The 11,193-nt window shown below is 63.2% G+C and carries 10 protein-coding genes; 3 read left to right on the top strand and 7 right to left on the bottom strand.

Annotated features, from left to right (window positions below; genetic code table 11):
* Positions 1 to 86: 86 nt before the first annotated feature.
* From putP to purU, 6 genes are all read right to left on the bottom strand, one after another.
* Positions 87 to 1,607: a sodium/proline symporter PutP gene (gene putP / locus MPN20_RS16550; RefSeq protein WP_242783916.1), complete on the bottom strand. Its 1,521-nt coding sequence runs from the start codon at positions 1,605 to 1,607 to the stop codon at positions 87 to 89.
* A gap of 77 nt (positions 1,608 to 1,684) precedes the next feature.
* Positions 1,685 to 2,956, bottom strand: coding sequence for a hypothetical protein (locus tag MPN20_RS16545; RefSeq protein WP_242783915.1), 1,272 nt, complete (start codon positions 2,954 to 2,956; stop codon positions 1,685 to 1,687).
* On the bottom strand, positions 2,953 to 4,188 hold the full coding sequence (locus MPN20_RS16540) for a hypothetical protein (protein ID WP_242783914.1): 1,236 nt from the start codon (positions 4,186 to 4,188) through the stop codon (positions 2,953 to 2,955). The genes MPN20_RS16545 and MPN20_RS16540 overlap by 4 nt, the downstream gene beginning before the upstream one ends.
* A 7-nt stretch (positions 4,189 to 4,195) precedes the next feature.
* A complete protein-coding gene (locus tag MPN20_RS16535; RefSeq protein ID WP_242783913.1) occupies positions 4,196 to 4,618 on the bottom strand; it encodes a hypothetical protein in 423 nt (140 codons plus the stop codon).
* A gap of 42 nt (positions 4,619 to 4,660) precedes the next feature.
* Positions 4,661 to 6,259 carry a phenylacetate--CoA ligase family protein gene (locus tag MPN20_RS16530; protein ID WP_242783912.1) on the bottom strand — a complete coding sequence of 533 codons (1,599 nt, stop codon included), beginning with the start codon at positions 6,257 to 6,259 and terminating at the stop codon, positions 4,661 to 4,663.
* Positions 6,260 to 6,349: 90 nt separating this feature from the next.
* On the bottom strand, positions 6,350 to 7,207 hold the full coding sequence (gene purU, locus MPN20_RS16525) for a formyltetrahydrofolate deformylase (protein ID WP_242783911.1): 858 nt from the start codon (positions 7,205 to 7,207) through the stop codon (positions 6,350 to 6,352).
* Between the two features lie 161 nt (positions 7,208 to 7,368).
* Here purU and glyA point away from each other — a divergent pair, with 161 nt between their 5' ends.
* Both glyA and MPN20_RS16515 read left to right on the top strand, forming a co-directional pair.
* On the top strand, positions 7,369 to 8,643 hold the full coding sequence (glyA, locus tag MPN20_RS16520; RefSeq protein ID WP_242783909.1) for a serine hydroxymethyltransferase: 1,275 nt from the start codon (positions 7,369 to 7,371) through the stop codon (positions 8,641 to 8,643).
* On the top strand, positions 8,643 to 9,530 hold the full coding sequence (locus MPN20_RS16515; RefSeq protein WP_242783907.1) for a bifunctional methylenetetrahydrofolate dehydrogenase/methenyltetrahydrofolate cyclohydrolase: 888 nt from the start codon (positions 8,643 to 8,645) through the stop codon (positions 9,528 to 9,530). The genes glyA and MPN20_RS16515 overlap by 1 nt, the downstream gene beginning before the upstream one ends.
* A 211-nt stretch (positions 9,531 to 9,741) precedes the next feature.
* Here the strand turns inward: MPN20_RS16515 and MPN20_RS16510 are convergent, their stop codons facing one another.
* Entirely contained in the window at positions 9,742 to 10,230 is a 489-nt protein-coding gene (locus tag MPN20_RS16510; RefSeq protein ID WP_242783905.1) for a GNAT family N-acetyltransferase, read from the bottom strand.
* Between the two features lie 84 nt (positions 10,231 to 10,314).
* Here MPN20_RS16510 and MPN20_RS16505 point away from each other — a divergent pair, with 84 nt between their 5' ends.
* Positions 10,315 to 11,127 (top strand): exodeoxyribonuclease III, encoded by an 813-nt coding sequence (locus tag MPN20_RS16505; RefSeq protein ID WP_242783903.1) that lies wholly within the window; start codon positions 10,315 to 10,317, stop codon positions 11,125 to 11,127.
* The last annotated feature ends 66 nt before the right edge of the window (positions 11,128 to 11,193 follow it).

Here is an 11,193-nt window from a genome sequence, read left to right as displayed (position 1 = left end):
GGTGTGAAGAACCGCCGTTCCTCTGTCATGGACGCGGCCAGCGGATCGTTGGTCACCTCGGTGAGATGCTCAGGATCTGCGGACCGTCACTTCACCTTCGAGAGCTCAACCGATTCGTCGAAGTCGGCAAGCACCTCGGCGTCGGGTGTGTACGTGAATCTGCTGACCACGACTGCGACGATGAGGTTGACGACGAAGCCGGGGATGATCTCATAGATCGAATCAGTCAACGGTGTGCTGACCTGTCCCCAGACGAAGGCGACGACAGCACCTGAGACCAGACCGAAGAGGGCACCCCAGTTGCTGAGCTTCTTCCAGAACAGGGTCAGCAGGACGATCGGGCCGAACGAGGCACCGAATCCGGCCCAGGCGAACGCCACCAGGTCGAGGATGCTGTTCGACGGGGAGATCGCCAGAAGCACGGCGATGATCGCTACGACGAGGATTCCGAGCCGCCCGAGCAGGACATAGGTCGTGTCCTGCAGCGTGCGCTTCGATCCGGTTCGCAGAGCCACGATCTTAAACAGGTCCTCGACAAGCGCCGACGACGTGACGACGAGCTGTGAGGAGATCGTCGACATGATCGCCGCGAGCACTGCGGCCAGAACCAATCCGGCGATGAACGGGTGGAACAGGATCTGCGCGAGGTCGAGGAACACGGTCTCCGGGTCGGTCGGCTTCATATCGGCGTGTTCCGAGAAGTAGGAGATGCCGACAATCGCAGTGGCAATCGCGCCGAAAGCCGAGATTCCCATCCAGCCCACACCGATCCGGCGAGCCACAGTCGCATCGGCGGGAGTTCGCAGGGCCATGAACCTCACGATGATGTGCGGCTGGCCGAAGTAGCCCAGCCCCCAAGCCAGAGCGGAGATCACCGCCAGATAGGTGCCCCCGGCCCAGAACGGTCCGCTGCCGAAGATGTTGAGCAGACTGGGATCGATGTCCTTGACGTTGGAGATGACAGTGGCTGGCCCACCGGCGTTGAAGACGGCGACGACGGGCACGGCGATGAGCGCTGCGAACATCAGCAGGCCCTGGGCGACATCGGTGAGAGTGGCGCCGAGGAATCCGCCGAACAGCGTATAGATCATGGTGATCGCGGCGACGATGAGCATTCCGGCAAGATAGTTCAGCCCGAAGCTCGACTCGAAGAACTTGCCGGCCGCAACCATGCCTGAGGACACGTAGAACGTGAAGAACACCAGGATGATGACACCGCAGACGATACGCAGCAGGTGGGTGTTGTCCTTCAGACGCTGCTCGAAGAAGCTGGGAATGGTGATCGAATCGCCGGCCTGCTCAGTGAAGGCACGCAGTCGGGGTGCCACGAACTTCCAGTTCACCCAGGCGCCGACTGTCAGGCCCACGGCGATCCAGGCTTCGACAAGGCCGGAAAGGTAGATCGCGCCGGGCAGCCCCATGAGCAGCCAGCCGGACATGTCGGAGGCGCCTGCGCTTAGCGCTGCGACGCTCGGGCGCAGACCGCGGCCTGCGAGCATGTAGTCGTCGAGGCTGTTCTTAGTCTTGCGATACGCGAACCAGCCGATGCCCAGCATTCCGGCGAAGTACAGGACGATTGCAATTGTGCGGAAAGTGGTTTCCGTCATCAGTAATGGTCTCCTTTGGTAAGCCGTGGAGACCCTACAACATATTCTGCAGAAGGTGTGAATAAGCTTTGAGAATGCTAGGTGTTCAATCGGTGCGAGCGAGGAACCTCGGAAGTCGACCGTCCGACGGAGAACGCCGCGATCGGACGACGGCGGGATCGCGGCGAATTCTGCGGTGACGGGATTTCGGTCGTGGCAGATTCGACGAGACTGCGGCGAGCGAGAAATGCACTCAGTTCAGCTTTTGTCTCCGGACAGTCCTTGAGCTCGGAATGCACGTCGACGCGGAGACCGCAGCGATCGAAGAGCAACCAGATGCGCAGCAGCGTGCGCCCTACCTCGATTTCCTGCGCCGCCCGAGCGTGGGCTTGAACAATATCGTCACGGGTTGAGCGATCGTGGTCTTCTGACCAACCGCCTGCGGTGGCGGTGAGGGCGTCGTCGACGGTCAGAATCACACGGTGTGGGGCTGTGGTTCGGGGCGGTAGGCCCTCGCCCGAACCGGAGTCTTCGGATAGAGCTCGTCGCCGCAGCGAGGCCCTGATCCTCTGTGCAAATCCGACAGGCGTGAGGACCGCCGAGGTGAGCGACCCGATCCAGGGACGCAGGGATGCCGTATTCAACCGTGCCGCCGCTGCCGCGATCATCGGTGGGATCCGCAGACAGTTCGCGCTGAGGCCATCGCGGAAGCAGCGAGGATCGCGTGAGTCGAATCGCAGCCAGTCCAGAGTTTCGCGAAAGATCGCCGGGTCAGACAGAGAGTACAACGATGATCGACCCTGAAGCGGCTTCCACAGTTGGTCGGGAATCTCGACGAGCTCTGCACTCGAGCCCGCACCGGTTGAGTGGAGGGGCCCACCTGTTGCGGATAGAGCACTGTTGACTGCGCGCAGCGCCGATGCGAAGGCGGCGCCATCCCGTCGCAGCGGTCCTCGATCGACCTGTCGATGGTAGAGGTCCGCGACGCCGAACGGGGGCCACGGATCGTTTGCGCCGTTGTCCGCAGCGACTGTACTGGCTGTACTGCTCGGAGTGCCTTCGCCGATCTGGATTCGGACCTCGAGGGCCGATCCGCAGCCACGGATGGAGGTGGTCTCGACGGACAGACCCGCCTCGGCGGCGGCGATGGCGAAGGACTCAACCCAGCACCCCATGGACAGGTGGAGATCCTCGAACGTCGGGTCGCCGGCGGGCAGGGTGCGGAGGGGATCCACGGTCAGCACCACCTCGGCGGGGGAGTGCCCATCACCGGCGACGAACCGTGGGACCCACGGCTGGGTGTTGTGCGCGGACGGGGATCGACCGGCATGCCTGAAGAGCTCGTCGATGAGAGCAGGTGTGAGGGTCATCGTCGTCTCCCGTCGAGGTGCCGGTCGAAGAACGAGAGAGAGTGCATCGGTTCGCCGCCGGAGCGCTCGAACACGGCCGCCGAGGCGGGATTATCCTCAGCGATGAACGTGACCCGAAGCCGTCGGTAGCCCTTGGCGCAGAGTGCCGAGTTGAGATCGCGGATGGCCATTGAGAGGATCCCGCGGCCCTGGAAGTCGGGATCCGTGCCCTGGATGATGAGGACCGCGTCGCGCAGCTCATGACGATGGACGAGCAGGTCGAGGATCGCGCTCGGGCCCAATCGGCCGCCGTGGCGGCGCAGCACCGGAAGCGGGTCGGGGATGACGAGGGCGAAGCAGCGGGACGGCGTTTCGCTCGAGTCCTTGATTCCGGCGATGTCGATGATCAGCTCGGGATCCATGAGAGCGGTGAGTCCCTGCATCTGCGATTTGAGCTGCGCGGTCGAGATCTGAGTGTAATAGGGAAGCTGTGCAAATGCCGCGTTGAGCGTGGGCAGGAGCCTTCGAACGAATGCCGGCAGTCCGAAGCGGGAGATGCGCCGCCGACGCAGACCGGACGCCTCCCATTCGGCTTCAGTCACCGCAGTCGCCCGAGCAGCAGGAATGGAACCGACCTCGACCTCCCACGTCTGCGCCGGACCCCACGACGCGAACCCGGCAGCGTGGAAGCTGTCGGCGTAGAAGGCGGGATTCCATGCGGTGTCGAAGAACCCGGGTCGGTCAGTGCCTGCGGTCAGCATCCCCCCGGTGACATTGGGCAGAGGGGAGACCGGACCGAAGACCCGACGTGCGCCCAGCTGATCGGCACGGAATCCGATGTGCGCGATGAGGTGATCGAGCGCCTCGGCGTCAGCAGCTTCGAGCGCACCGAAGAACAACGTCGACGGTCGACCGAGAGACGCCTCACCAGCTGGGTCGGTGGTGTCGGTGGTGTTGGAGGGCATCACATCATCCGAGGTCGCCCGAGCAGGCCTGTCCGAGGCCGCAATTTTTGCGGCGAGTTCAGGCGAGGAGTGGCAGATCGTGCGGGCCACGGGTGCTCCGGACTCATCGACGATCAGCCACAGCTCGACGTCCTCGTTGAACCACCCGGAGTGCGAATGCCACTGCGCGATGTCTGAAGTGAACAGCGGAACATAGTGGTCCGTGTCTCCTCGGCGAGCTGCGAGTTCGGGCGCGAGGTCGATGAATGCCTTCAGCTCACGCCGGCTGCGCACTCTCTTCGCCCTCATGCGCGCATCATTCCGAACTGAGCTTCGTGAAGGAATCGATCATGCCCAACCTGCCGTCCTCGGCACGGAATTCGCCGTTCGTGTAACCCCATTCCTCGGCGTTGAGGATTCGGATGAAGCCGCCCTTTGCAGGGGACTTGTCTCCGCTGCCGACCAGCCATTTCATGATCTCGACGTGTTCGGGAGTGCGAGCATACTTCATGAGATCGTCGCGGGTGGAGAACGCAACGATGAGGCCGATCCGGTCGGGGAACTCGTAGTAGCTGCGATGCCACAAATAGCCGGGAGCGCGACGGAGGCCCTTTGCGAGCTTCGGCCAGCGGCGCATCTGCCCCACCATCACCAGCGGATTGCGGTACTTGTTGGCACCCAGGAAGTACACCTCGGCGCGGGCCTGCGGCGGGGCCTGCGAGAAGTCTTTGGATTTCACGATTCCACTCCTTGAGGAGGTTCAGGGGGTCTCGCCCCTCGATCAGCTCTTCTGCACATACACGTTCTTGATCTTCGTCGTGGCCTCGGCGAACGGCCCCGTGGCGAAGTCATGGATCTCGATGTGGAGCTCAGCGGTCGTCGGATCCTCTTTCATACTCTGCGCGAAGTCGCGGGAGACCGAGGCGAGGTGGCCAAGCACACCGCGTTGAATGGTCTGTGCCAGGTCGCGCCTGTCGGCCCCTGACATCTCGGGGGTCTCCTCGCGCATCTGGATGTGCAGTGCCGGACGCTGCTCGTGGTTATCGGCCTCACGCAGCTCAATCCGAAACGACTCGATGAGGGGGGCTTGAGGATTGTCCCGGTAGAGGCCGTTCTCGATGTCGAGTGGGTAGATGTTGGCGCCCATATAGGAGATCGTGGAATCGGCTCGTCCGAACAGAAGCACGAACGGCAGCTTCATGCCGTTGTCGGCGAAGGCTCGGGAACAGGCTGCGGCCAGCTCCGGGTGGGCGCGCGTGAGCTCGACCATCCGCGGAAAGTCAATGAGCGTGGCCTCGTCGCCGATGTTGTAGCGCAGGCGCGGACTCATCACCGAGGCCGAATTGATCGTGGCCACGAGTTCGCCGTCGGCGGTGGTCTCCAGATAGGTCTCCAACGGGTTGTACTGGAAAACCATCGGGATCCGGGACTCCTCGGGCCCGAGGACATCGGCACGGAAGTCGAGGTCATGAGCTAGCGCGCGTCGGATGACGACCGAGAGGTCGGACTCACCGGCCATACCGATCGTGAGGTCGCTGGCCCCATACCCCGAGTACACGCGGATGAATCGCTTCTCCAGGTAGTCACGCAGCCCCTCGGTCATGGCTTCGCCGCCGACGAAGCCGGCCAGACGGAAGTCGTCCCAGACTCCGGGTTCGGCGTCCATCCGATCGACGAGGTGCTTGAGGAACGGGGGATAGGCGCTGATGAGGTAGGTGTGGCCAGGACCGAAATGGGCCATCGTATCGAGGATCTTCTCGAGGTCCGGACCCGTGTTCTTGACCATGGCCACCTTCGCCATCGCCAGACCCGTGTTCGTTCCCGTAGCCCACGCGCCCATCGAGAACGCATTGATGCAGAAGAGGTCCTTGTGGTCGAAGAGCATCGTGACATATCCGGCGACATTCTTGTGAACGGTGTCGAGCTCCTTCTTCGACCGCATCCAGTTGTAGGGCGTGCCCGACGAGCCAGAGGATTCGTCGACGACGGTTCCGATGCGTTCGATCCGGCCGTCCCAGCAGCGGTGCTCTTCGCTGTAGCGGCGGACGAAGTCGTCCTTCGACGTCGGAGTGTAGGCCTCGAGGTCCCACCACTTGAAGGTGAATCCAGTGCGAGCCAGATAGTCCTGGTAAGCGGGCACATCGAGCGAAGCCTGCTGACAGATCATCCAGGCATTGAGCTTGGCGAAGGGCTCGAGTCCGGGATGGTAGTGCTTGGCCGTGAATCGCCAGATCGCAGGATGGAGGCGATAGGCGCCGTAGGCGGCGGTGAGGCCGAGATTCGCGACCCGCAGGAGGGCCTGCCTGGCCAGGTTGACCGGACCACGGGGAATCGGCAGGCGTTTGAGGTCGGAGGCGTCTGAAATTTCGGTCTCACTCATACGCCGACAGTAACCCAGGTACTGCCCCGAGAGGAGGCCTCAGTCCCGGTTGTGACAGAACTGCACCACAACCTCGCCGAGGCGCTCGCCTCAATTGAAGACGACCGTGCGGTGGCCGTCCATGAGGACCCGGCCCTCGGCGTGCCAGCGGACCGCTCGAGCGAGGACCGCTGCCTCGACGTCTTGCCCGCGCTGGACGAAGTCGGCGATATTGCGGTTGTGGTCGACGCGAGCCACGTCCTGTTCGATGATCGGGCCCTCGTCGAGGTCAGGGGTCACATAGTGGGCGGTGGCTCCGATGATCTTGACGCCGCGCGCATGAGCCTGGTGGTAGGGCTTCGCGCCCTTGAAGCTGGGCAGGAAGGAATGGTGGATGTTGATGACCCGGCCCTCGAGTCGGGCGCAGAGATCGGGGGAGAGGATCTGCATGTACCGGGCGAGGACGATGAGTTCGACATCGAGGTCGTCGACGAGGCGGCTGAGCTCAGCCTCGGCTCTGTCCTTGGTCTCCTTGGTGATGGGGATGTGGTGGAAGTCATGCCCGTGGAACTCGGCGAGGGAGCGCAGGGAGTCGTGGTTGCCGGCGACGCCGACGATGTCGATGGGCAGTTGACCTGAGCTCTGCTGGAACAGCAGGGTGTTGAGGCAGTGAGCGGCCTTCGAGACGAGCACGAGCGTCTTCGTCTTCTTCTCCGCGGGCTGGAGGCTCACGGTCATGTCGAAACGTCGGGCCACCTCGGCGAGGGACGCTTCGAGGGACTGCGCGTCGGTCCCGGGACCGACTGCTGTGACGAACTGCAGCCGCAGGAAGAACTGCTGCGAATCAGGGGAGGAGAACTGCTGGGACTCGGTGATGTTGGCGCCCAGTGACGCAAGTGCCCCGGTCACGGCATGGACGATTCCGGTTGCATCCGGGCAGGTGACTCGCAGGATCCATTCTCGGTTCATTCCCACGATTGTAATCTCCTTCGCCCGCTCGGCTGGTGAGTATCCGCATGACGATCAGCCGCCTCGGTGGGAACCTGTTCGCTGTTAGCATGGATTCCGAGTGTTCGCGCAGTCGATCGCGCTTTCCCACTCGTCACTTTGGACGCCACAGGAGTGTATAAATGACCGATAACTCGATGCAGGCCTCGCTTGCAGACATCGATCCACAGATCGCTGAAGTCCTCGATCAGGAATTGGGTCGCCAGCGTTCGACCCTCGAGATGATCGCCTCGGAGAACTTCGTGCCGCGCGCAGTGCTGCAGGCACAGGGGTCCGTGCTGACGAACAAGTACGCCGAAGGGTATCCCGGGAAGCGCTACTACGGCGGCTGCGAATACGTCGACGTCGCGGAGAACCTGGCGCTTGAGCGGGCGAAGAGCCTCTTCGGCGCCGAGTACGCGAACGTGCAGCCGCACTCCGGCGCTTCGGCCAACGCAGCCGTGATGCACGCGCTCGCCCGCCCCGGCGACAAGCTGCTCGGTCTTTCTCTGGCCCACGGAGGTCACCTCACCCACGGTATGAAGATCAACTTCTCGGGCCGTCTCTACGATGTGTCCTCCTACGAGGTCGATCCCGACACCTACCGCATCGACATGGACAAGGTGCGCGAGAACGCTCTCGAGAACCGCCCCGACGTCATCGTCGCCGGCTGGTCCGCATACCCCCGCCAGCTCGACTTCCAGGCATTCCGCGACATCGCCGATGAGGTCGGAGCCAAGCTCTGGGTCGATATGGCCCACTTCGCCGGTCTCGTCGCCGCAGGACTGCACCCGAACCCGGTGCCCTTTGCCGATGTCGTGTCCTCGACCGTGCACAAGACGATTGGTGGTCCTCGTTCAGGGTTCCTCCTCGCCAAGGAGGAATACGGGAAGAAGCTGAATTCTGCTGTCTTCCCCGGCCAGCAGGGCGGACCGCTCATGCACGTCGTCGCCGCCAAGGCCGTAGCGTTCAAGCTCGCCGCCTCCGAGGAGTTCAAGGATCGCCAGGAGCGGACCCTGCGCGGAGCCCAGATCCTGGCCGAGCGCCTCCTGGCCAAAGACGTCGCCGACGCCGGTGCCACAGTGCTCACCGGCGGCACCGACGTCCACCTGGTCCTCGTCGACCTGCGCAACTCCGCCCTCGACGGGCAGCAGGCCGAAGACGTGCTCCATGAGGTCGGTATCACCGTCAACCGCAACGCCGTCCCGTTCGATCCGCGCCCGCCGATGGTGACTTCAGGTCTGCGCATCGGCACGCCTGCTCTGGCCACTCGCGGATTCGGCGACGCCGAGTTCACCGAGGTCGCCGACGTCATCGCCGAGGCGCTCAAGCCGGGTGCTGATGTCGAGGCCCTCGCTGCTCGGGTCAAGAAGCTCAGCGATTCGTTCCCTCTCTACGAAGGGCTGGAACAGTACTGATGACAGCTCAGATCCTTGACGGAAAGGCCTGTGCGAAGGAGATCAAAGACGAGCTGCGCACCGTCGTGGCGAACCTCGCCGAACGCGGAGTCGTCCCTGGTCTCGGCACAGTCCTTGTGGGCGAAGATCCCGGATCGAAGTGGTACGTCGCGGGCAAGCACCGTGACTGCGCCGAGGTCGGTATCCATTCGATCCGGCATGACCTTCCGGAGTCGGTGAGCCAGGACGAACTGCTGGCGATCATTGACGAACTCAACGCCGACGACGCCTGCACCGGCTACATCGTGCAGCTGCCGTTGCCCGACCACATCGACACGGACACAGTCCTCGAGCGCATCGATCCGGCCAAGGACGCCGACGGTCTGCATCCGACGAACCTCGGTCGACTGATGCTCAATGTCAATCGTGAGATCACAACGCCTCTGCCGTGCACTCCGCGCGGCGTCATCGAGCTGATGGTCCGCAACGGGATCGAACTCGCAGGCAAACACGTCGTGGTCATCGGCCGCGGCGTCACCGTCGGCCGGTCCATCGGTGCGCTGCTGACCCGTCGTGAGTACAACGCGACGGTGACGCTGACCCACACCGGAACGACGAACCTCGACGAGCTCCTGGCGCAGGCTGACGTCATCGTGGCAGCGGCGGGTTCGGCGCGGATCGTCACCGCCGAGGCTGTCAAGCCCGGTGCGATCGTCCTCGACGTCGGGGTGTCCCGGGAGACCGATCCCGAGACCGGGAAGTCGAAGATCGTCGGAGACGTCGATCCTGCCGTCGCCGAGGTGGCGGCTTGGGTCTCGCCGAACCCGGGTGGTGTCGGCCCGATGACTCGGGCTCTGCTGCTCAAGAACGTCGTGGAGGTCGCTCAGCGCGCAGCCGAGGCGCAGTGACCGTTCACGGCTGAGAAGTCCGGTGCAGCGCCGCTGCTCCTAGCACTTCGCTGCCGCTCGTCGCCGAGAGCTTTCGGGACGAAGCATGAAGACTGAATGCGAAAGCTGAGGGCCTCCCACATAATGTGTGGGAGGCCCTCAGCTTTGGTGCTCGGTAGTCTCGGTAGGCGCTGCGCAGGCGGTCGCTGCCTCAGCCCTCAGCGGACAGTGTTCACTCGTCCATGAGTTTGAGTTCGAAGAAGACCCGGGGGTCGCCTGCGCCCGCGTAGTCCTCGACGAGCTCGCCGGAGAAACCGAGCGAAGAGTGGAACGAGATCGCTCCGGACGAATCAGGCAATGTCGTCGCCTGCACGGACCCGACTCCGAGTTTCCGGGAGTGATCGATGAAGTGCTGGTACAAGTGGCGGCCGATGCCCTTGTGGCGGAAGTCCGTTCGCGCGGCGACCAAGTGGATGTAGGCAGGACCATCGTGGGGAATGGCGCCGAGCAGATAGCCGACGATCTCTGAACGGTACCTGGCGACCAGTCCCGAAGTCACGAACTGGCGGAACCAGTAGGCATCGTGATCGCCGCTCAGATCCCGATCTCCCCAGAAATTCTCCTGCGCACCCAGCAGGAACTCGCGCATTTCACGGGCGTCCACTTCGTCGAGCGGGCTGATGCTCAGCTGCTCGGAATCGAAAGTCTCGTCAACAGCCATTACGCCTCCTGAAATATATGTCTTACGACCACTCTATAACGCCCTGTCCCGTATGAGTAGTGCGCTCATGCCATGATAGGACACATGATTCGGATTGCATCAGTCAACGTCAACGGAGTTCGCGCAGCCTGGAAGAAGGGGATGCCCACCTGGGTGGACAGTGCGAAACCCGACTTCATCACCCTGCAGGAAGTCAGGGCTGCCAACGACATCGCGCTGAAGGTTCTCGAAGACACCGGCTACACGACGATCAGCCACGATGCTGAGGCCAAAGGCCGTGCCGGAGTCGCTGTGATGGCGCGGACACAACCCCTCGAGGTGCGCGAGGGCCTCGGCGACGACGGGTATTTCGACCGGGCCGGACGGTGGTTGGAGACCGACTACCGCCTCGGTGACGGTTCGCTGCTGACTCTTGTTTCGGCGTACGTCCACTCCGGTGAGGTCGACACTCCGAAGCAAGAGGACAAGTACCGTTTCCTCGATCGGATGACCGTACGGCTGCCAGAACTGGCTGAGCATGCCGACCACGCGTTGGTCACCGGTGACCTCAACGTCTGCCACACCGAACGTGACCTGAAGAACTGGAAGGCCAACCGCAAGAAGGCCGGATTCCTTCCGGAGGAGCGCGCCTATTTCGACGGCTTCTTCGGCGATGTCGGCTGGGTTGACGTACATCGGTCGCTCAGCGGCGACATCGATGGGCCCTACACCTGGTGGTCGATGCGCGGTCAGGCCTTCGACAACAATGCGGGATGGCGCATCGACTATCACATGGCGACACCGGGCCTGGCTGGCTCCGCTGTCAAAGCCACTGTCGACAAGGCCGACAGCTGGGGTGAGCGATGGTCAGATCACGCTCCGCTCGTCATCGACTACGACCTGCCCGCTCCGAAGTAGTTCGACGACCGGCTGATTTCCGCTCAGCAACCCTCCGGCGCGTGAGCAACCTGGCTAAAGGTTGCT

Source organism: Brevibacterium sp. ZH18, assembly GCF_022748595.1.
In the GTDB taxonomy this organism is placed as follows: Bacteria; Actinomycetota; Actinomycetes; order Actinomycetales; family Brevibacteriaceae; genus Brevibacterium.
The sequence above is the reverse complement of the archived record's forward strand: the minus strand, read 5'-3'. Positions and strand labels throughout refer to the sequence as shown.